Source organism: Candidatus Thiodiazotropha sp. AKAK2 (assembly GCF_058244685.1).
Window position 1 is genome coordinate 62,419 of record NZ_JBSYOP010000036.1, and the last position, 21,828, is coordinate 84,246.

15 protein-coding genes are annotated in these 21,828 nt (G+C 52.5%); 7 read left to right on the top strand and 8 right to left on the bottom strand.

The window, feature by feature from the left end:
• Positions 1-77: 77 nt before the first annotated feature.
• The 5 genes from AC4IE8_RS18395 (at position 78) to AC4IE8_RS18415 (ending at position 8,871) form a co-directional block, all read left to right on the top strand.
• Entirely contained in the window at positions 78-2,939 is a 2,862-nt protein-coding gene (locus AC4IE8_RS18395; RefSeq protein WP_490791672.1) for a 2-oxoglutarate dehydrogenase E1 component, read from the top strand.
• Positions 2,936-4,126 (top strand): 2-oxoglutarate dehydrogenase complex dihydrolipoyllysine-residue succinyltransferase, encoded by a 1,191-nt coding sequence (gene odhB, locus AC4IE8_RS18400; RefSeq protein WP_068987983.1) that lies wholly within the window; start codon positions 2,936-2,938, stop codon positions 4,124-4,126. The genes AC4IE8_RS18395 and odhB overlap by 4 nt, the downstream gene beginning before the upstream one ends.
• A gap of 504 nt (positions 4,127-4,630) precedes the next feature.
• Positions 4,631-6,154, top strand: coding sequence for a fumarate hydratase (locus AC4IE8_RS18405; RefSeq protein WP_490791673.1), 1,524 nt, complete (start codon positions 4,631-4,633; stop codon positions 6,152-6,154).
• A 5-nt stretch (positions 6,155-6,159) separates the two neighbouring features.
• A complete protein-coding gene (locus tag AC4IE8_RS18410; protein ID WP_068987981.1) occupies positions 6,160-7,146 on the top strand; it encodes an oxidoreductase in 987 nt (328 codons plus the stop codon).
• A gap of 330 nt (positions 7,147-7,476) precedes the next feature.
• The gene (locus AC4IE8_RS18415) at positions 7,477-8,871 is read left to right on the top strand and encodes a hypothetical protein (RefSeq protein WP_490791674.1); all 1,395 of its coding nucleotides are present in this window, start codon (positions 7,477-7,479) and stop codon (positions 8,869-8,871) included.
• A 16-nt stretch (positions 8,872-8,887) separates the two neighbouring features.
• Here AC4IE8_RS18415 and glgC read toward each other — a convergent pair whose 3' ends face one another.
• The 4 genes from glgC to AC4IE8_RS18435 all read right to left on the bottom strand — a co-directional run bounded on the left by glgC (position 8,888) and on the right by AC4IE8_RS18435 (position 15,324).
• Positions 8,888-10,105: a glucose-1-phosphate adenylyltransferase gene (gene glgC / locus AC4IE8_RS18420; RefSeq protein ID WP_068987979.1), complete on the bottom strand. Its 1,218-nt coding sequence runs from the start codon at positions 10,103-10,105 to the stop codon at positions 8,888-8,890.
• Between the two features lie 486 nt (positions 10,106-10,591).
• On the bottom strand, positions 10,592-10,801 hold the full coding sequence (locus tag AC4IE8_RS18425) for an acetyltransferase (protein WP_068987978.1): 210 nt from the start codon (positions 10,799-10,801) through the stop codon (positions 10,592-10,594).
• A 275-nt stretch (positions 10,802-11,076) separates the two neighbouring features.
• Positions 11,077-12,663 (bottom strand): peptide chain release factor 3, encoded by a 1,587-nt coding sequence (locus tag AC4IE8_RS18430; protein WP_068987977.1) that lies wholly within the window; start codon positions 12,661-12,663, stop codon positions 11,077-11,079.
• Between the two features lie 108 nt (positions 12,664-12,771).
• Positions 12,772-15,324 carry an ATP-binding protein gene (locus tag AC4IE8_RS18435; RefSeq protein WP_068987976.1) on the bottom strand — a complete coding sequence of 851 codons (2,553 nt, stop codon included), beginning with the start codon at positions 15,322-15,324 and terminating at the stop codon, positions 12,772-12,774.
• A 292-nt stretch (positions 15,325-15,616) separates the two neighbouring features.
• Between AC4IE8_RS18435 and AC4IE8_RS18440 the strand changes: the two genes are divergently transcribed.
• Positions 15,617-16,516, top strand: coding sequence for a crotonase/enoyl-CoA hydratase family protein (locus AC4IE8_RS18440; RefSeq protein ID WP_068987975.1), 900 nt, complete (start codon positions 15,617-15,619; stop codon positions 16,514-16,516).
• A gap of 498 nt (positions 16,517-17,014) precedes the next feature.
• Complete coding sequence (locus AC4IE8_RS18445; protein ID WP_071891730.1) at positions 17,015-17,671, top strand: putative metalloprotease CJM1_0395 family protein; 657 nt, start codon at positions 17,015-17,017, stop codon at positions 17,669-17,671.
• Here the strand turns inward: AC4IE8_RS18445 and rimI are convergent.
• The 4 genes from rimI to pssA form a co-directional block, all read right to left on the bottom strand.
• Complete coding sequence (gene rimI, locus AC4IE8_RS18450) at positions 17,664-18,143, bottom strand: ribosomal protein S18-alanine N-acetyltransferase (RefSeq protein ID WP_068987973.1); 480 nt, start codon at positions 18,141-18,143, stop codon at positions 17,664-17,666. The two genes, AC4IE8_RS18445 and rimI, sit on opposite strands and share 8 nt — an antisense overlap.
• Before the next feature lie 2 nt (positions 18,144-18,145).
• Entirely contained in the window at positions 18,146-18,916 is a 771-nt protein-coding gene (locus tag AC4IE8_RS18455; protein ID WP_068987972.1) for a uracil-DNA glycosylase, read from the bottom strand.
• Positions 18,917-18,945: 29 nt separating this feature from the next.
• Positions 18,946-20,496 (bottom strand): 2-isopropylmalate synthase, encoded by a 1,551-nt coding sequence (locus AC4IE8_RS18460; protein ID WP_068987971.1) that lies wholly within the window; start codon positions 20,494-20,496, stop codon positions 18,946-18,948.
• Positions 20,497-20,752: 256 nt separating this feature from the next.
• Positions 20,753-21,535, bottom strand: coding sequence for a CDP-diacylglycerol--serine O-phosphatidyltransferase (gene pssA, locus AC4IE8_RS18465; protein WP_068987970.1), 783 nt, complete (start codon positions 21,533-21,535; stop codon positions 20,753-20,755).
• Between the last annotated feature and the right edge of the window lie 293 nt (positions 21,536-21,828).

Consider the following 21,828-nt stretch of genomic DNA (forward strand, 5'->3'; position numbering starts at 1 on the left):
ACGCCCCGCCTGTGCTAACATTTACTGATAGCTGCCCAAAAATAAGTTATCTGCAACCAAATGGTTTCAATCACACAATGAGCAAAACTCTGGATGTCCTTAGATCCACCTCTGCCTTTTCCGGAGGCAATGCCTCTTTTGTCGAAGAACTCTACGAATCCTACCTGAAAGACCCGGAGAGCATTCCGCCCGATTGGCGGCATAAATTTGACGAGTTGCCTCAACAGGAGAAGCTCGACACAGCCCATGAACCGATCAGGCAGCGCTTTCTGCATTTGGTCAAAGAGAAGCGTTCAGCCACCGCCTCACCACAGGAGAACCTCTCCCCAGCCGCTGCCGAACAGCAGGCTTCAGTACTACGTTATATCAATGGTTATCGTATGCGTGGCCACCAGAATGCAGACCTTGATCCTCTGAAACTTCGAGATATGGTTTCTGTTGATGATCTCGACCTGGCCTATCACAAGCTGGACATCATCGATCAAAACACGATCTATAACACCGGCTCGCTGTTCGCTCCAGAACGCATGGCATTAAAGGATATCATCGAGCTGGTGAAGAAAAGCTACTGCGGCAGTATCGGCACAGAGTATGGCCATATCACTGATACCAAACAGAAACGCTGGATCCAGGAACGTATCGAACAGCGCCACCTGTTTCAGCAGTTCAGTGTCAAAGAGAAGCGTTGGCTGCTGACCCTGCTGACGGCGGCGGAAGGCATCGAAAAGTATCTGCATACCCGCTATGTCGGTCAGAAGCGTTTTTCGCTGGAAGGTGGGGAGACCCTGATACCGCTGCTTGACGAGTTAATACAACATGCCGGTAAGAATGACATCAATGAAGCGGTCATCGGTATGGCCCACCGGGGAAGAATCAATGTTCTGACCAACATTCTCGGTAAACCGCCACAAGAGATATTTGATGAGTTTGAAGGCCGGGTCACCGTGGATCCCCAGCGCCTGGCCGGCGATGTGAAATACCATATGGGATTCTCCACCGACATCGATACACCAGGGGGCATTGTCCATACTGTACTGGGATTCAACCCCTCCCACCTGGAGATCATCAATCCGGTGATTGAAGGATCGGTGCGTGCCCGACAACGGCGTCGGGGCGATCACGACGGATCAAGGGTTTTGCCGATACTGATTCACGGGGACTCAGCCTTTGCCGGTCAAGGGGTGGTGATGGAGACGCTCAATCTCTCCCAGACCCGCGGTTATTCAACCGGTGGCACGGTGCATATCATCACCAACAACCAGATCGGTTTTACCACCAGCAACCCCCTCGACACCCGATCAACCCTCTACTGCACAGACGTGGCAAAAATGGTCCAGGCGCCGATCTTCCATGTCAACGGGGATGATCCTGAGGCGGTCATGTACATCACTCGGCTGGCACTCGATTTTCGCATGCGCTTCCGTAAGGATGTGGTGATCGATATGATTTGCTACCGCCGGCTGGGACACAATGAGGCGGATGAACCTGCGGTTACCCAACCAGAGATGTACAGCAAGATCCGCAACCATCCAACCATCCGAACCCTGTATGCGGACAAGCTTGTGCAAGAGTCGGCAATCAGCCCTCAGGAAGCCCGGGACCTGGTCAACAATTACCGTGAATCACTTGAAGCCGGCATCGTTGAAGCCCGTCCGGTTACCTGCGCATTGCGCCACCCCTACGCGGTACGTTGGAACAACTTTCGTGGCATCGAGTGGGAACACCCTTGCGACACGGCCATCTCAATTGACGAATTCACCCAGTTGGCAGAGTCATTATTACATGTACCGGGCGGATTCGAGCTCCATCCCAGAGTGGAAAAAATCTGGACCGAACGACGTCGTATGGCGAGCGGAGACCAACTGATCGATTGGGGTTTCGCTGAGAATATGGCCTACGCATCGTTATTGGCGAAAGGTGTACCGATACGCCTGTCCGGTCAGGATTCAGGTCGAGGCACCTTTTTCCACCGTCATGCGGTACTGCATAATCAAACCAATGGTGAAGCGCTGATACCACTGCAGCATCTGAGTCAGGATCAGGCAGATTTCCTGGTCATCGATTCCCTGCTGTCGGAAGAGGCCGTCCTCGGTTACGAGTATGGTTATGCAACTGCCGATCCTAACTCACTAACCATCTGGGAAGCCCAGTTCGGAGACTTTGCCAATGGAGCTCAGGTGGTGATCGATCAGTTCATCACTTCGGGCGGTGAAAAATGGGGGCTGCTGTGCGGCCTCGTGATGCTGCTGCCTCATGGTTATGAGGGACAGGGTGCGGAACACTCCTCAGCCAGGCCAGAACGTTTTCTACGGCTCTGCGCCAATCATAACATTCAGGTCTGCTGCCCAACCAACGCCTCGCAGATCTTTCATCTGTTACGCCGGCAGCTCGTTCGCCCTTACCGTCACCCACTGGTGGTACTGACACCCAAAAGTCTGTTGCGCCATCGTCTGGCGACCTCATCCAAACAGTCGCTCCTCGAAGGTAGGTTTGAGAATGTCATCGATGAGATCGATGAGATCGACCCGAAGAAGGTGAATCGGGTTGTCCTCTGCACCGGCAAGGTCTATTACGAGCTGCTCGAGACCCGTCGTTCGAGAGGTCTTGAGGATGTTGCGATCATCCGGATCGAACAGCTCTATCCATTCCCGCAAAAGGAATTCGATAAAATCATCAAACAGTATAAAAATGCCGAGATGATTATCTGGTGTCAGGAAGAGCCGCAAAATCAGGGTGCCTGGGATCAGATCAAGCACCGTTTCTACGCGTTAACCAGTAAGAACAGACAACTCCACTACGTGGGGCGCTCCACAGCTGCAGCACCGGCAGTCGGCTATCGCTCCGTTCACATTGCCCAGCAAGAGACCTTGATCGACGAGGCACTCACCGGACGCATTAACCCCAGAATGAACTATAGGAATCAGGCATATCAACAATGAGCATTGAACTACGTGTTCCACAACTTCCCGAGTCTGTCTCCGACGCCACCATACTGAGCTGGCACAAGCAGCCCGGCGAATCGGTGACCCAGGATGAAACACTGGTCGACCTCGAAACCGACAAAGTGGTACTCGAAGTACCGGCGCCTCAGGACGGGGTACTGAAAGAGATCCGATTCAAAGTGGGTGAGACGGTCCAGGCTGAAGACGTATTGGCTTTGATGGAAGCAGGCAAAGCAGCCGCCAGCCCCGCAGCTGCCTCATCCATGCCTGTGGAGAGTGCAGCGGCTGCCGCTGATGAGGCACCGGTGTTATCACCTGCGGTAAGGCGTTTGGTGAAAGAAAGCGGCATCGATCCCGCTACCATCAAAGGCAGCGGTAAAAACGGCCGTATCGTAAAAGCCGATGTGGAAGCGGCGATTGCGGCCCAACCGACTCAGACTGCCGCCCAACCTGCGACTCCAACCGCCCAGGCAGCCTCTGAGGGACGCATCGAAGAGCGGGTTCCGATGACACGTCTGCGCAAGCGTGTGGCTGAACGTCTGGTGGAAGCTCAGCATACCGCAGCCATACTCACCACATTCAATGAAGTCAATCTGCAGGCGGTCTCCAATCTGCGGGTTACCTACCGGGAGAGTTTTGAGAAAAAACACGATGTGCGTCTCGGCTTCATGTCATTTTTCGTCAAGGCTGCAGTTGAAGCTCTGAAGCAGTTTCCCATCGTCAATGCCACCATGGATGGAGACGACATTCTCTATCATGGCTATTTCGATATCGGCATTGCGGTTTCCTCACCACGGGGGCTGGTGGTACCGATCCTGCGTGATGCGGATCAACTCAGCTTTGCCGCCATCGAACAACGCATCAGGGAGTATGGTGAAAAAGCCAAGCAGGGTACCCTGAGCTACGATGACCTCACCGGAGGCACCTTCTCCATCACCAATGGCGGTGTGTTCGGATCGATGCTCTCAACCCCGATTCTCAATCCGCCCCAGAGCGCCATACTCGGCATGCATTCAATTCAGCAGCGAGCGGTGGTTGAGAAAGGAGAGATCGTCATCCGACCGATGATGTATCTGGCCCTCTCCTATGATCATCGAATCATAGATGGGCGGGATGCGGTACAGTTTCTGGTGACCATAAAGCAACTGCTTGAAGATCCGAGTCGCTTGCTATTGGAGATTTAAACCGACAACAAACTCAATCGAAGCGGTTTTCGAATAGGCGCCAGGACCTGTTAACAGGTTCTGGCACTCACCGGGTTGATAAAATGACCATCAACCAGATGGTCGTTTACTCCAGGCACGCCTTACAGCGATCACCGGTCCATGAAATACTCACAGAACCCCATAGCACGAGTTACAGCAGGGTTGATGAACTCCCCCTATTTTGCTGATTTCATCCAACACTGCACAAGAATTAGGGACTGCTAACACTCATCCAATACGCCCTGTTGTGCCTGAAAAAAGTACCAATCAAGGCGCAAGGAGAGAGGTTTGATTGTTTCAAATGAGCGACAAGCAACGCCTAGCGGGGCTATCATTCGCTTATGTAGAATAACAACACCACACTCATTCTACCTTGCTGGAGACAATAACAGCCCCAGTAGGGCGAATTGGGTGAGTGTTAACAGGTCCTAGAAACAAAACTACAATATTTCTTACCGATAGTCGGTTAAGACAGGATAGACCATGACACAAATTCGCCAGGATGATTTCATCCAAAGCGTTGCAGACGCCATTCAGTTCATCTCTTACTACCACCCTGCCGATTTTCTCAAGGCTATGGGTGAAGCCTGGGAAAAGGAGCAGAGCCCGGCGGCCAAGGACGCCATGGCCCAGATACTGGTCAACTCCCGGATGTGCGCTGAAGGACGTCGGCCGGTCTGTCAGGATACCGGCATGGTGGTGGTGTTTCTGAAAATCGGCATGGATGTCAGCTGGGACAGCAGCATGAGTGTTACTGAGATGGTCAATGAAGGGGTGCGCCACGGCTACGCCCATCCTGACAACGTACTCAGATTTTCCATGGTCAATGACCCTCTCGGTGCACGCAAGAATACCGGTGACAACACGCCTGCCATTGTCCACACTGAATTGGTACGGGGCAATAAAGTGGAGATTAAGATCGCCGCCAAAGGGGGTGGTTCGGAAAACAAATCCCGCTTCAAAGTCCTTAATCCTTCCGGCTCCCTGGTGGACTGGGTGATTGAGGAGCTGCCGAAAATGGGTGCCGGATGGTGTCCCCCGGGCATGCTGGGTATTGGCGTCGGCGGCAGTGCCGAAAAAGCCATGCTGCTGGCCAAAGAGGCCCTGATGGAACCCATCGATATTCATGAGCTGGTTGCCCGAGGGCCGCAGAACCGTAAGGATGAACTGCGCCTGGAGCTGTTCGAGAAAGTCAACGCCCTGGGTATCGGGGCACAGGGGCTTGGCGGACTGACCACTGTTCTGGATGTAAAGATCAGTGATTTTCCAACCCATGCCGCATCGCTGCCGGTGGCAATGATTCCCAACTGCGCCGCAACCCGGCATGTGGAGTTTACCCTCGACGGCAGCGGTCCTGCCCAACTCACCCCACCCCAGGCCAATGACTGGCCAGCGGTTACCTGGGAGGCCTCACCCGAAGCACGACGGGTCAATCTGGATGAGGTCAGCAGAGAGGAGATCGCCAGCTGGAAGCCGGGTGAATTGATCCTGTTGAACGGCAAGCTGCTGACCGGACGCGATGCCGCCCACAAAAGGATTACCGAGCTGCTTGAAAAGGGGGAGGCGCTTCCAAACAATGTGGACTTCACCAATCGTTTTATCTACTACGTAGGGCCGGTGGATCCGGTGCGTGATGAGGTGGTCGGACCGGCCGGCCCAACCACAGCAACCCGCATGGACAAATTCAGTGAAACCATGCTTGGCCAGGCGGGACTGCTTGGTATGGTCGGCAAAGCTGAACGTGGCCCCACGGCGTTGGAAGCGATTAAAAAACATAAAGCGGTCTATTTGATGGCCGTCGGCGGTGCCGCCTATTTGGTTTCCAAAGCAATCCGCAGTTCAAAGGTGCTTGCCTTCGAAGACCTGGGCATGGAGGCGATCCGGGAGTTTGAAGTGGTGGATTTCCCGGTAACCGTTGCGGTCGACAGCCAAGGGATTTCCGTTCACCAGACAGGCCCTGCCGAGTGGCGGGACAGGATTGGGAAAATACCAGTTGTTACGGAGTAGTCATCATGAACTCATATAGAGCGTTCCGGATAAACTTTAAAAACTCAGAGCACTCTGCCGGTATCGAAGAACTATCACTGGATTCGCCGGAAAAAGGCGAGGTGTTGATCAGAGTACGCTACTCCAGCATCAACTATAAGGATGCCCTGGCAGGCACCGGCAAAGGCAAGATCCTCAGACACTTCCCGCTGACCGGCGGAATCGATGCCGCCGGTGAAGTGGCAGAGAGTAATGACCGGCGATTCAAAGAGGGGGATCAGGTCGTCGTCACCGGTTACGAAATGTCCGCCACTGCAGATGGTGGTTATGCCGAGTATCTCAGAGTACCGGCAGATTGGGTGATCCCTCTACCGGAAGGCCTCACCCTGGATCAATCGATGGCGTTGGGTACTGCAGGCTTCACGGCCGCTCTGGCACTGCACCGGATGGAGGTCAATGGCCAACAGCCTGACATGGGCCCTATTCTGATCACTGGTGCAACCGGCGGGGTTGGCAGTATTGCAGTGAATATCTTCGACGGTGAGGGCTTTGAAGTTCATGCGGTCACCGGCAAGCAGGAACAACAGGGTTATCTGGAACACCTGGGTGCCCAGGAGGTGCTGGGCCGGGACAAGATCCCCCCCGCCCATCACGCCCTTGAGCGGGCACACTGGGGCGGTGCCGTGGACAATGTCGGAGGCGCCATGCTCTCCAGCATAGCCTGCAAGATCAGACCCTGGGGTAATATTGCCTCGATCGGCCTGGCCGGCGGCCATCAACTGAATACCACGGTGATGCCCTTCATCCTCAGGGGTGTGAGTCTGCTGGGTATCGATTCCGCAGGCTGTCCATACCCGCTCCGCACTGAGATATGGCAGCGCCTGGCGACCGACCTGAAACCCAGACACCTGGATGATATCGTGCAACAGAAAATCAACCTGGAGCAGTTACCCGATACCTTCGAACGAATGCTCTCCGGCGAAATTTTCGGGCGCACACTGGTTGAGGTTTAAGCTTTTTCAGTTCTCCATTGACTGGGAATAAGCGCAAATTGGATCAGTGGATTCACTTATCTGCGGATCGCAACGCGTTGATTGCCCGAGTGTCATCATCCCGGTGCATGTCGGGGCCCGGGCATCGGACAGGCTGTCACCAGCTCAACCGGAACCGCTCAGGTAGCCCGTATGGTATGAATGGCGCGGCAACAATGATTCGTAGATGTCACCATAACATGCAACAAGCAGGTCTATTCTGATCAGAAAATATCAAGACACGTTCTGCCTATAACCGATGATATTTGGCCTAAAATGAGTAGTCTAAGCATAAAACAAGGAGGCAGGAATATGCGTTATACAATGAGCGCCATTCGAGGATTCATTGCCGGACTGTGTCTGATTCTGCTTACCGTATTGTCTGCACAAGCACAGGCCATGGATGCCGATCTGAACCTGGCCACACGCACACTCAAACAGGTTGAACAAGGGCTGGATCGCCTGCGTCCAGGGGATGTGCCAAGCTACAATCGACTCAGTGCCAAGCTCAATAAAGCCGCCAAGCATCTCGAGACCACCCAATCCAAATCCCTGCCCGAGTATACCAATGCCGTGAAACAGTGGGGCACGCTGCAAGCCAGCATGGTTGAAATTGCCAATGATTGGAATGCACAACGGCAACAGGCTGAGGCCGCTCAGACGCCACCTGCAGGTAAATCTCATCCTGCTAATAAATCACCACCTGCGAGCAAACCGCCAACCGTCAGAGCACAACCTGCCCCGGCGGTTGAGCCTGTCGATCTTGATCCCCTGATGACGAAATATCAACGCAACCATCTACCCAAGTTGCCAGATAGCGCCACAGCTGAACAGGCAAGAACTTGGGCCAGGCAGATGAAAGGACTGCAGACCACACAGTTGCAGAGTGACCTGGCAAGCATCGATTCGGCTCTCAAGTCAGGAGCGGCTTCGAAATCTGATGCTGATCGTGTCCGGCGCTGGGTGAGCGAACTCTTCCAGGGCAATATCAAGCAGACCATTTCACAACAGATTCAACGTAATGAGGGCACGATTGAATCCATGCTCTACATGGCGGACATGATCAACAGCGTCAAGCCGGGTGATAAGAATGGTGCCTATCGATTCGCCGGTGATGGGAAGTTGCAGAACAACAGGATGCGGCTTGACGATGCACTGCGTGCCGGATCTGTCCTGATTGTGTTTGATGAGCTGTTTGGTGGAGGCAGCCCGACACGTGCAGATAAACTCAAGCGTATCGAGTCAGCACGTACCAAGCTCGATGAGCTGGCACCCCTCGCGGCGGAGCAGGCGAGGTATTTTGCCCGCGCAGCCAAGAAACGCCCCCCAGTGACCAAAGAGTTTCTGGGGCCCATCGCACAAAAGTACTGGCTCAATGGATCGGTTACCGCTGAGAGTGAAAGCGATGGCAGTATCTGGATCGATGCCTATGATGTGGCGGATATCACCCATAACGGTAAGATCTGGATCGAAAGCAATGAACGTGGATCCATCGAGCCAAACGGTGATGTCTGGTTCGACGGCAACCAGGTCGGCAGCCTGGAATCGAATGGAGAGGTCTGGCGTTCCGGTGACCAGGTGGGGCTGATCGAGCAGAATGGCACGGTCTGGATCAATGGATCACCAGCGGGAGAGATCGTCCCCTTCCAGGGTGAGTGGAAGCGGGCGGCGATACTCTACTATTTTCGGGATTTCTTCCCGCGCTGATGGTGAGTGTCAAAAGTTAAAACCGATAGCCTTTCGGCACCACCACAATGCCTTTATCGGAGATGGAGAAGCGCTCGGCATCCTGACTCTTGTCAAAGCCGATGCGCTCACCCGGTGGAATGACAACCCCCTTGTCGACAATGCAGTTATCCAATTCCGCTCCATCACCAACCTCTACCCCTTCAAACAGGATCGAGTTGTGAATCACCGCTTCATCTCCGATGCGTACATTGGGAAACAGAATCGAGTGCTGCACGCTCCCACCAACAATCAATACCCCATTGGCAACGATCGAATTGATGAAAATCCCTTCGCTGCCGGAGATACCGGGTACCGTACGCGCTGGAGGGTATTGTGAATGGTGGGTTCTGATCGGCCACTCAGGCTGATAGAGATCCAGGGAAGGCTGAGGGTCGAGCAGTTGCATGTTCGCCTCATAGTAGCTGTCCAGGGTACCCACATCGCGCCAATAGCGGTCCCGGCTGACACGTCCCTCCTTGCCGCCGAAGCGATAGGCATAGATCCTACCCTCAGCAAACAGTTTCGGCAGAATATCGAAACCGAAATCGTGCCCAGAGTCCTGCTGCAGATGATCCTCCTCAAGGATCGAAATCAAACGGTCCAAGGAGAATACATAGATCCCCATTGAGACGAGTGCATTGCTATCACCCGGCTTATAGGGTTTAGGGTTTTCAGGCTTCTCTTCGAATGAGGTGACCCTGCCCCGCTCATCCACACCCATCACCCCGAACTGTCCCGCCTCGCTGAGCGGCACTTCCATACTCGCCAGGGTCACACCGGAACTGTGCTCTTCATGAAACGCCAACAGTGGCGCATAGTCCATACGGTAGATATGGTCGCCGGAGAGAATCAGCACCCGTTTAGCCCCGCTTCGTTTCAGCATATAGAGATTCTGATAGACCGCATCCGCCGTTCCGCCATACCAGCTTTCACCGGTTCTCATCTGCGGGGGTACCGCCGTGATGTACTCACTCAGTTCCGGATTGAACAGGGACCACCCATCCCTGAGATGCTTCTGTAAAGAGTGGGATTTATACTGGGTCAATACCAACACCCGTCTAAGACCTGAATGTAGACAGTTCACCAGGGGAAAATCGATGATCCGATATTGACCGCCGAATGGCACCGCCGGTTTGGTTCTCTCCAGGGTCAGTGGTTTCAGTCGGGAACCATGGCCTCCCGCAAGAATGACTGTCAATGTATTCTCAAGCATCAGATCGCTCCGTGTTGTTTTTCGCTATCGTTTAACACTAAAGCAAAAAACAGTCCTACTCTATAATCCATACAACCAAACCGCCCCAAGACCCGGTAGACCGGACGATCATAGTGATTGCGCTCAGCCGGCTGTGGCATCAGAGCCCGCCTGTGGCGATCCTAAAGTAAGATTTTGCGACACCGGACAAACCGGGTGCAACGTAAAATATTGCTGAATAATCTAATTGTTAGAGTCAAACAGAATGGGGCATTGCGATCAAATGGAGCAGACTGGCGCGCAACCTAACTGACGCATGTTGGTTGTGCGCACTATTTTGAATCAGATGAGTCAATTCATTCAGCCTACCGCACCAGGATGGCGCAGCATCTTTTAAGGCCTATAGGACTTCACACGGCAGCCTGCGCAAACAAACCCCCTTCAGACAACCCCAGAGTTGCCTGTTGACGGCACGGTCAGCCAACCTGAAATCCCGGATCATTCCCTCTAATGATGCCGGTAACCCGAATCCAGCCAACACTGAGGCAGAGGTTCACCGGATGGAAACTGCATCTGTGCTTTTATAAACTTCTCGGCGTCCTGCATCTCTTCACCGGCATGGAAACGTCCAACGATTTCGCTGTGGTTGGGGTTGAACAGGTCAGTCAGGCTAAGCACTTCAACCATTCTTTCACTGTTTTTCTGCATTAGAAACATTGACTACCTCCTCTCTCAAAGACGAGAAATATACGCCCTCTACTATAAGTATGGTGTAGTCGAATCGATTTTCAATGCATCTAACCCACGATTCGATCCTGGAATTTAACACCCGCAATTGCGCCCCAAGCACCGCAAAAACAGTGCAAACTACCCGCTTCAAAACCCAGCAATAGAGCTCGTCATCCCGTCAAAAACCGTTATAGGGAGCAGATTGATTTCAACAATCCTATTTGCGCTTATTCGCGTTCATTTGCGAACCTTTCAATCAGAAATCAAAGCTCCCGGGTGGACATGAATTTCACCTCTGGCCAGCGCTCTGTGGCCAGATCCAGATTAATCCGGGTGGGCGCCAGATAGACCAGCTGCTCATCCCCATCCAACGCCAGGTTGTCGTGGTTCTTCTGCTTGAACTGATCGAGCATCTTTTCATCGTCACATTCGATCCATCGGGTGGTGGCCACATTAACCGGCTCGACAATCGCTTCGACCTTGTACTCATGCTTGAGCCGCTCTACCGCCACATCGAACTGCAGCACGCCCACCGCGCCAAGGATCAGGTCGTTGTTTTTCAGCGGACGGAAAACCTGAGTCGCCCCCTCCTCACAGAGTTGCAACACGCCTTTCAGCAGGGCCTTCTGTTTGAGCGGATCCTTCAACACCACCCGACGAAAGAGTTCCGGTGCGAAGTAGGGAATACCTTCATATTTCAGCTCTTCGCCCTCGGTAAAGGTATCGCCGATCTGGATGGTCCCATGGTTATGCAGGCCGATGATATCGCCCGGCCAGGCCTCCTCCACATGGCGCCGCTCATCGGCCTGAAAGGTGATCGCATTACTGATCTGAACACTCTTGCCGAGTCGCACATGACGCATCTTCATACCTTTGCGGTAAGAACCTGAGCAGACCCGCAGAAAGGCAACCCTGTCACGGTGCTGAGGGTCCATATTGGCCTGGATCTTAAACACAAAGCCGCTGAATTTTTTCTCCATCGGTTCAACCAGGCGTTGTTGAGTATTGCGGGACAACGGGCCCGGCGCGTACTCGACAAAAGCCTCAAGCAGCTCTCTGACCCCGAAGTTGTTGATAGCAGAGCCAAAAAACACCGGCGTCAGCTCACCCTTGGCGTAGGCTTCCAGATCGAGCTCATGGCTTGCCCCGCGCACCAGCTCGATCTCTTCACGCAGTTCCTCAGCCTGGTTGCCGATCAGTTCATCCAGCTTGGGACTGTCGATACCCTGAATCACCTCACCAACCTGAATCTTGCCCCCATGGGTGGCACTGAACAGGTGAGTGGTATCCGTACGCAGGTCATAGACCCCCTTCAGACGCTTTCCCATCCCTATCGGCCAGGAGACCGGGGCGCATTTGATCTTCAGTACCTCTTCGATTTCATCGAGAATCTCCAGTGGATCGCGTCCCTCACGGTCGAGTTTGTTGACGAAGGTCAGAATCGGTGTGTCGCGCAGTCGGCAGACCTCCATCAGCTTGATGGTGCGTGCTTCCACGCCTTTCGCCACGTCGATCACCATCAGAGCGGAATCCACCGCAGTCAGGGTGCGATAGGTGTCCTCTGAGAAATCCTCATGACCTGGGGTATCGAGTAGATTGACAATCTCATCACCGAAGGGAAACTGCATCACCGATGAGGTGACCGAGATACCACGCTCTTTCTCCATCTCCATCCAGTCGGAGGTGGCATGGCGGGCAGCCTTGCGGCCTTTTACCGTACCGGCCATCTGAATGGCACCACCGAAAAGCAGCAGTTTTTCAGTTAGCGTGGTCTTACCAGCATCCGGATGCGAAATGATAGCAAACGTACGTCTCTTGTTGATTTCATTGGATAAATTGCTATCAGCCATTGCGATAAATTCCTAACTTTGCAGCTAATTTTCTAGCCGACCGGAGATTTCCCCTAAGGGGAGGGGCGAAAAACGGGCCATTCTACCGAATAATCGATGTGCGATAAATTACTGCTTTAGAATGCTCTCGGGATCAGAGGAAGTGTGCTTTTGCAGTACTTCTCTGAGTGCCCTCTCCACTCTCGATGTGGCATTTACCAGTTCCTGATAGCGGTCTTTTCCGAATTGATCAAACTCCTTTTTAGAGTCGTCATTGGTTTTTTTGGCGATTGAGAAGACTTCATTCGCACCAATGTTTGCAGAAGCCCCCTTGATTGCGTGAGACTCATCGTGATAGCGATCATAATCGTTATCGTCAATCGCTTGTTGTATGTGTTTCAGTGAAGTGTTCAGGTCACCTAGATAACTGTGGATGAATCCTTCAAACACACCCTCTTTTGATCCAAGGCGTTTTAACTTTTCAACTACCTGACTGTTCAATATTCCGTCATCTGATTCATCGAAATAGCGACTATCGCTGTTACCAGTCGAAGTGAAGAACTTGTCAGCAACCTTATCGGCCTCGGCTCCGGTGTACTGGTAAATCACTTTCAGCAGTTCACTTTCGTCAATAGGCTTCTTCATATACGCTGCAGCACCGGCACGCTCACACTCTTTACGGGCATTTGCAGTCACGTTGGCAGTCAGCACAATGAATGGGATCTTATTGAACAAACCGTAAATGGTGTTGTATTCTCTGATCACATCCAACCCGCCGACATTCGGCATCTGCATGTCTACGATAGCCAGATCAAAGTCGTGGTGTTCGAACAAATCGAGCGCTTCATCCCCATCCCCGGCGGAAATCACATTCATTTGGTGAGCTTTCAGCATCTCCTCCAGTATCATTCTGTTGACACGGGAATCTTCGGCTATCAGCACATTGAGTTTTTTGAAGTGCTCCTTTTTGGCTTCGCTGATATCTATGATGCCTGACGGAAACTCCACTTTCCTGTTGACCGCATGAAGTGCATTGAAGAGCTGTCTTGGTGTAGTGAGATCCGTTACGATCGACGTGACCACATCCTCATAGTTAGACCTCTGCTCCTGAAGATCGACCAGCACGATATCCACATCCTGCGATACGCCAAACCTGACATATTTCAGAAATTCCCCAAGCTCACCTTCGACCGATAAGCCATCCACAAGCAGAATTGGCAATCCACTGCTATCACCCTCATTCTCAACCAGTAGCGGACAGATGTTGTGCAAGTCCGATGTGGACAACACATTCATACCCCAACGTGATGTGAAATATTCGATTCGCTTTGTCAGAGATTTGTTTTCCGTATAGATCAAACACTTTATGTCGGAGAACTCCTGATTGACCGGAGTATCCACGACAGGCAGCGGAATATCGAAATAGAAACGGCTACCTTTACCAAAATCACTTTGCACATGAATCTGCCCACTCATCAGCTCAACCAGCTCTTTGGAAATCGTCGTGCCAAGACCGGAGCCACCGTACTGGCGGGTGATGGAATCATCGACCTGATTGAACCGATCAAACACATGAGGCAATGCCTTACTGGGTATGCCAATTCCTGTATCGATGATCTCAAACCTCAGGATAGCTTCCTTTTGATCCACAGAGAGCGCGTTGACTTTGATCTCCACATAGCCATGCTTTGTAAACTTGATCGCATTGCCACAAAGATTGATCAATATCTGTTTCAGCCGGTTGGCATCACCAATCAGATTGACCGGCACATCGGTTGAGATAAATACATGAAAACCGAGCCCCTTGTCCTTGGCCACCGGCATCAAGGTATCACTGACAGTGTGAATCGCTTCATATACGTCGAAGGGTGCTTTGTTTACATGAAGAATTCCCGACTCTATTCTGGAGAAATTGAGGATATCATCGATCAGTTGTAACAGATGGTTGGCGGATTGATTGATCGTCATGACTGACGCACTGGCACTTTTCGGGAGTTTCTCTTTTTGCAGTAAATTTGAGATCCCGATGATGCCTGACAGCGGGGTTCTCATCTCATGACTCATGTTCGCAAGAAAGCGTCCTTTAGCCTCATCAGCCTGTTCCGCTTTTGCCTTTGCGTCCGACAACTGCATTAACAGGCGGGATACGAAGCCTGAAATAATGATATTCGTAACAATCATCCCGTATCCGATAATGGGATGTTGCAACCAGAATTCACTCGTATTGATCAGTATGAACAGCCCCAAAACGGAGAACAGCATTCCCAGGTAGAGGTACTTCATACCGTATCGGGCACCATACCCTACGGTGATCCAGAGTATGACTGTGAATAGCGGCGCACCGGCTTCCCCCGCCCGGAACATGGCCAAACAGGTTGCACCATGATCACCCAGCATGGTGATCGATTTCCTCATTTTCGATTCTTCTTTATAGAAAACAAATGAGAATACGACGCCCACCGAGAACAACAGGTAGATGGCCGCCAGATAGAAAGCCGTATTGAACAACCCAGGTTCAGCGTAGATAAATTTGTGGATCAGGAAGTAGACAACCACGCAGAAGGTGAAGAGCACTCGAATGAGTGCCTGCTCATACTCAAGAAGCGCTTCCTCGGATAAACCTTTGCAGATGAAATCAGGTTTAGGGAGTGAAAATACCTGCTTTCTTGTTATGCCAGCCATATATTATCACTCAAAATCCACATGATTGTTTGACGAACCAGAGTTCCTGAAGTCATTACACAATTTTCCCTAAAAAAAAATCCACTCATAAGCTAACGCACGTCAAAATATCTGAACACCCGCATTGATAACCTCCACCACTGGTTTACGATTAAGTAACAACCTGGGATGAATCACATTCAAAAATCACTATTTACTAAGTTAAGTGTCGTGAAATCCTTGTGTTATTGTTAGTTGCCCACAAGAGTATGGCAGTTATTTCAGTGGACTCACAAGTAAGGAGAATATCATCATGCTTGCACCTACTCAGACAATCGAAATAATTGAACACGGCTATAAAACGCTGAACATTAGCTATCAGGAAGATATTAAAGCTCAACTTTTTGCTATGGATCCAGGCGAAATACCTTGTTTTTCTCAACAACTTCTTAGGGATATCGACTCCTTTCAAAAAAGATTAACCAACCAATTTAGTATGAATAATCGAGCTCATCAGCCAGTAGACTACCTGATCTTTACATCGGATGTACCCGACGTATTCAATCTGGGTGGTGATCTTGCTTTTTTTGTCGACTGTATTAAAAACAACGATCGGGAGACTCTAGCGCAATACGCCCGTCTGAGTATCGATGTACTTTACAGTAACTACAGCAACTTGGGCATGAACAATGTCACTACAATCTCACTGGTGAACGGGACGGCATTGGGTGCCGGTTTCGAGGCTGCGCTCTCCAGTGATTACATCATAGCCGTGGAAGGGAGCGAGTTTAAATTCCCGGAAGTGGTATTCAACATGTTTCCCGGCATGGGAGCCTATTCATTCCTTTCTCGACGGATCGCTCCTGCAGAGGTTGAAAAGATGATCGTCAATGCGGAAGGCTATACCGCAGAGAAGCTCTACGAGATGGGCATCGTCGATATGATTGCCGAAAAGGATAGGCTTGATGAAGCGTTACGACAGTTTATTCGGCGCCTTAAGAGATCGAACATCACCCGTAAAGCGGTTTTGAATATGCGTAATCGGGTTATGCCGCTGGATAAGCAGGAGCTTAACGATATTGCCGATCACTGGGTGGATGCCGCGTTCTCTCTCTCCGATCGGGACATCAATGCCATGTCCAGACTGGTCAGAGCTCAGACCAGGATGATGGCCAGTCAACAACCCTCCGTAAAGGAGAGCCTGTCTGCCTGAGCCACGGTAATCCAACTAGCGCGGGTATCTGCACAATTCAGGGTGCTGAATTGTAAGGACTAACGGTTTATCGTCTTTCGGGGTCCGGTCAGCCGTTGCGATTCGCGGTAAAGCACGCTTCGTAACAACTGACAGATCAAATAAAACATTGTTCACTTAAATAACCGACGAGCAGTTCATTTTTAGGGCCAACACAACAATACAGCTGACTTCCCGCCTCTGGTTGTTGCTTTACGCCAACGCAAACACCTCAGCATCACTCTGTATCGGGTGATCGAGATAACGTGTTGCTTATGCATGCCAGTGAACTATAAATTAAGCATCGTTTGAATAGTGGAGCCGTTTATCCATGATTCTAAGGAATAAACCGCCTAAATTGATGCTGAATTTCAAAAATTGTACAACCGTTTTCATACCGAGCCCCAAACAGTAGATATAATTTAATTGGGTAAATAGATTTAATAAGGTGCTATGGACCTCTCAATCGGCAGAATATCGATGCTTGGCAGCCAATCCCAGCTAACGGGAAGGGTGTCGGTCGAGAGTCGGGAACAGCCCCATATCATGGGATCTGGAGAGACTACTGCCCCGGCGGAAAGCAAACAGAATGAAAGCCAAAGACCGGTCAGGGAGACCAATCAGAGCAGCGAACTGACCCAGGAAGAGCAGGCTCAGGTCAGAGAGCTGCAACAGCGTGACCGGCAGGTGAGGGCTCATGAAGCGGCACATCGCGCCGCAGCCGCCGGCATGGTATCCGGGGGCAGCTTCACCTATCAGACCGGTCCGGATGGCCGAAGTTATGCCGTCGGTGGCGAAGTGTCGATCAGCGCCTCCTACTCCGGCACCCCAGAAGAGCGACTACGCCAGTCAGAGACCCTGCGGCGTGCCGCTTTGGCGCCGGCAGACCCCTCCCCTCAGGACAGAATGGTCGCTGCACAGGCTGCGGCCATGGCATCTCAGGCGCGGGCTGAAATCGGTGCTGCCCGACGGCAGGAGTTGGCACAACAGAATCAATCCAATGGTACGGCAGAAGAGCGGGATCAGGGGCGGCTGATTGAGGCTCCATTCAACAGCCGGGCAATTGCTGCATTCAACGGTGTCTCAAGCAGTGCAACGCTCCACAGCACGCCCTCCACCATCGACGAAATCATTTAGCGCTGAATCTTTCGAGGGAGAGTAGCAGTGCATCCTCCCGGTCGTCGTTGTGATTAGGGTAGTAAGCTTTGCGCATACCGACTTCGACGAAGCCGGTCTTTTCATACAATCGCAGTGCCACCTGATTACTCACTCGAACCTCAAGAAACACGGTCTCTGCGCCATGCTGCTCCGCTACTTTGATCAACCGCCGCAGCAGCTTTTCACCCAGCCCGCGCCTCTGCCACTCCGGTGAAATGCAGATATTCAGAATATGGGCCTCATCGATCACAACTGACATCACGCCATAGCCGATTACCTGATCGTCCATGGTGAGCACCCAGCATGAGTATCCCACCCTGAGGCAGTCGTGGAAGATCCCCTCGGTCCAGGGAAAAGGGTAGACCTCAATCTCTAGTGCGAAGACCTGTGCCAGATCCTCCTCCCGCATTGGACGTATAGCCAACAGAGGATCGGTGACCAGAGCGCTCATGGTCAGGATTGACCCTGGGCCTTACCGACAGGCCCAAGCACCGAGAGAGCCAGTTGCAGATCCTGCCAGGCCTTGCCCTTCTGTTCGGGTGAGCGCAGCAGATAGGCTGGATGATAGGTGACCACCAGAGGGATACCGGTCTCGCCAAAGGTATGCACACGCCCCCTTAACTTACCCACCGCAATATCCGTTTTGAGAAGATTCTGGGCAGAGATTCGACCAACCGAGAGAATCAGTTTTGGCTGAATCAACCCGATCTGTCGCAGCAGGAAGTCCTGACAGGCCAGCGCCTCTTCTGCCGCGGGGTCCCGGTTGTCAGGTGGCCGGCATTTGACAATATTGGCAATAAAAACCGCCTCCCGTTTGAATCCCATGGCCAGCAGCATGGCATTCAGCAGTTGTCCCGCACGGCCGACAAAGGGCTCCCCTTGACGATCCTCATCCGCGCCGGGCGCCTCACCGATTACCAGCAGTTCGGCCTGCTGATTGCCAACGCCAAACACAGTCTGGCTGCAACCGGCGCGTAAGCCACATTGCCGACACGTTGTTACCTGTTCCCGGAGCGTCAGCCAGTCGGACTGATCCACTGCCGCTGGCACAGGATCAGACGATCCAGTCGGATCACTAGCCACAGCAGGCTGCGCCGCCACGCCAACTTCTACTTCAGCTTCCACAGCGGGTTGATGTATCGCTTCATGAGAATCGGTCTGACGCAGTCGCCACTGGGTTACACCCATCATCCGTAGGTAGTCTTGGCGTCTCAGCTCATCCATCGCTCAGGTCTGTATCTGGCTGGTTGCCGTTACACATCACCAGTCTGCGGGTGGGCTTTGGTGATCGGTATCATGATCTTGTTCACCGCATTGATATAGGCCTTGGCCGAAGCGATCACGATATCGGTATCCGCACCCTGACCATTGGCGATACGTCCATCCATCTCCAGCCGGACCGTTACTTCACCCTGGGCGTCCGTGCCGCTGGTGATATTATTCACCGAGTAGAGTTGCAGCTCGGTGCCACTGCTGACGATACTTTCAATCGCTTTGAAGGTGGCGTCCACCGGCCCACCACCGACCGCAGTACCTGGCTCTTCCGCCCCATCCAGACTCAGAGTGACATCCGCCTTGGGGATTTCTCCGGTTTCGGAACAGACCTTCAGAGAGACCAGTTTGATCCGCTCGTTGAAGGACTCGGTCTTGGTGTCGGTCATCAGTGCCTGCAGATCCTCATCGAAGATCTCATGTTTCTTATCGGCCAGATCCTTGAAGCGGGAGAAGGCCGCATTGACCTCTTCCTCAGATTCGAAGCTGATCCCCAGACTCTCCAGACGGGTGCGAAATGCATTTCGTCCTGAATGCTTGCCCAGCACCATGCGATTCTGGCTCCAGCCCACATCTTCGGCAAGCATGATTTCGTAGGTTTCACGGGATTTCAGCACCCCGTCCTGATGAATGCCGGATTCATGGGCAAAGGCATTGGCGCCAACGATGGCCTTGTTCGGCTGAACCGGAAAGCCGGTGATATTCGAGACCAGTTTGGAGCAGCTGAGGATCTGAGTGGTATCCAGCCGGGTTTCACAGGAGAAGACATCCTGACGGGTCTTCACCGCCATCACGATCTCTTCCAGTGAGGCATTGCCGGCCCGTTCGCCGAGACCATTGATGGTACATTCAACCTGGCGTGCGCCATTGCTGACAGCCGAGAGGGAGTTGGCTACCGCCAGTCCTAGGTCATTGTGGCAGTGCACGGAGAAGACGGCCTTATCGGAATTGGGTATGCGCTGCCGCATTTGCCGGATCATTTCACCAAATTGATGGGGCATGGCGTAGCCCACCGTATCCGGCACATTCAGTGTACGCGCCCCCGCATCGATGACCGCCTCGAAGATGCGACAGAGGAAATCGATCTCGGAACGTCCCGCATCTTCGGCTGAGAACTCCACGTTATCGGTATATTTACGGGCCCGTTTGACCGCAAATACCGCCTGCTCTACCACCTGATCCGGATTCATCCGCAGTTTATGCTGCATGTGAATCGGCGAGGTGGCGATGAAAGTATGGATACGTGAGGAGTTGGCATGTTTGAGAGCTTCGCCTGCGCGGTCAATATCCTTATCCAAGGCGCGGGCCAAGCCGCAGATGGTGGAATCTTTGACCACATTGGCTACCGCTGAAACCGCCTCGAAATCACCCGGACTGGCAATCGGGAAGCCCGCTTCGATGACATCCACCTGCAGCTTTTCCAAAGCCTTGCCGATACGGACCTTCTCATCCTTGGTCATGGATGCACCGGGACTCTGTTCACCATCCCGTAACGTGGTATCGAAAATGATCAATTGATCGGCTTGACTCATGCTTCTCTCCGGCAAGCCAGGGGGACCTACTGCCAGGCAGGTCTCAAACCCGGTAGCTTGCTCACAAAATAGTTAACTCAGGGCTTGTTAACACCAGTCCGGCTGGCCCCAGCAAATCCTAGAAAAATCTGTTTTAAGAATAGTATGTTATCCGATCCTGGTCATGCCAGGAACAGAGAATGCAATCGGGCGGCTGAACGCGGCTCGTTATTGACCCGGCGAATATAACCCAGCACCAGGGGATTGCACAGCAGAATCAATCTCTGTTCTGCTCAGCTTCACTATCCTGGTCGGTGGCAACTCGATCCTCCCGGTGTTTACGCAGCTGGGTGAGGGTCAGTACCGGTCCGGAGATGGCATAAACCAGAAACAGGGCAAACAGTACAGTGGGGGGATGGGTCTGGATAATCGCCAATACCACCATCACCACGACCAGCACAATGAAAGGCACCTTGCCGCTGAAGTCGATCTCCTTGAAGCTGTGATAGCGGAAATTACTGACCATCAGCAATCCCACCAGAGTGGTGAGCACAGCAGCCACCCAATCCAGGCTCTGGCCGGAGACCTCATAGTCCACACCGAGCCATACCCCAGCGGCCATAATTGCGGCAGCAGACGGGCTGGGCAGTCCCTGAAAATACTTTTTATCGGCGATGCCGATCTGGGTATTGAATCTGGCCAGACGCAGGGCACTGCTGGCGGTATAGATAAAGGCCGCCAGCCAACCCAGTTTACCCAGATCACTGAGCGCCCAGATATAGACCACCAGAGCGGGCGCCAAACCGAATGAGACCATATCCGAAAGACTGTCATACTCGGCACCAAAAGCGGATTGGGTTTTGGTCAGTCGGGCCACCCGACCATCCAGACCATCCATCAGCATGGCGACAAAGATCGCCACCGAAGCCACTTCGAACTTGCCGTTGACGGCGGCCAGAATCGCATAGAAACCGGCAAACAGTGCGGCCGTAGTAAACAGATTGGGCAGCAGATAGATACCTCTGCTGCGTTTCTTAGGCTTAGCCTCTTCAGTCTCCATTACATCGATCGCCTTTACGTTATATTTGGCAGAACCAGGGCTCTCTCAACACCTGCAATATCGTGCAGTTACCGCGCACCAAAGCCGCATTTCAGGGTACCGTAACTATTAAACTGGCGAACAGGTTAACAGTCGAGCGACTTAGTATATTACTTTCAGCGGGAGTATGCCTACCTTTGTATAATCAATATGTTAGGAATCTGAAGCCGGTGAGACAGATAAGCGAAGCGGGTTATCCGGCCAGCCATCATGCATGGATCCCGACACCCGCCTGGATGAGGCAACATGGCTTG

Excerpts from the sequence above, each read along its gene's own strand:
- pssA (WP_068987970.1), bottom strand. The coding sequence starts at position 21,535 with ATGGAGACTGAAGAGGCTAAGCCTAAGAAACGCAGCAGAGGTATCTAT.
- rimI (WP_068987973.1), bottom strand. The coding sequence starts at position 18,143 with ATGAGCGCTCTGGTCACCGATCCTCTGTTGGCTATACGTCCAATGCGG.
- AC4IE8_RS18455 (WP_068987972.1), bottom strand. The coding sequence starts at position 18,916 with ATGGATGAGCTGAGACGCCAAGACTACCTACGGATGATGGGTGTAACC.
- AC4IE8_RS18405 (WP_490791673.1), top strand. The coding sequence starts at position 4,631 with ATGACACAAATTCGCCAGGATGATTTCATCCAAAGCGTTGCAGACGCC.
- AC4IE8_RS18460 (WP_068987971.1), bottom strand. The coding sequence starts at position 20,496 with ATGAGTCAAGCCGATCAATTGATCATTTTCGATACCACGTTACGGGAT.
- AC4IE8_RS18395 (WP_490791672.1), top strand. The coding sequence starts at position 78 with ATGAGCAAAACTCTGGATGTCCTTAGATCCACCTCTGCCTTTTCCGGA.
- AC4IE8_RS18445 (WP_071891730.1), top strand. The coding sequence starts at position 17,015 with ATGCTTGGCAGCCAATCCCAGCTAACGGGAAGGGTGTCGGTCGAGAGT.
- AC4IE8_RS18410 (WP_068987981.1), top strand. The coding sequence starts at position 6,160 with ATGAACTCATATAGAGCGTTCCGGATAAACTTTAAAAACTCAGAGCAC.
- odhB (WP_068987983.1), top strand. The coding sequence starts at position 2,936 with ATGAGCATTGAACTACGTGTTCCACAACTTCCCGAGTCTGTCTCCGAC.
- AC4IE8_RS18435 (WP_068987976.1), bottom strand. The coding sequence starts at position 15,324 with ATGGCTGGCATAACAAGAAAGCAGGTATTTTCACTCCCTAAACCTGAT.
- AC4IE8_RS18415 (WP_490791674.1), top strand. The coding sequence starts at position 7,477 with ATGCGTTATACAATGAGCGCCATTCGAGGATTCATTGCCGGACTGTGT.
- AC4IE8_RS18430 (WP_068987977.1), bottom strand. The coding sequence starts at position 12,663 with ATGGCTGATAGCAATTTATCCAATGAAATCAACAAGAGACGTACGTTT.
- AC4IE8_RS18425 (WP_068987978.1), bottom strand. The coding sequence starts at position 10,801 with ATGTTTCTAATGCAGAAAAACAGTGAAAGAATGGTTGAAGTGCTTAGC.
- AC4IE8_RS18440 (WP_068987975.1), top strand. The coding sequence starts at position 15,617 with ATGCTTGCACCTACTCAGACAATCGAAATAATTGAACACGGCTATAAA.
- glgC (WP_068987979.1), bottom strand. The coding sequence starts at position 10,105 with ATGCTTGAGAATACATTGACAGTCATTCTTGCGGGAGGCCATGGTTCC.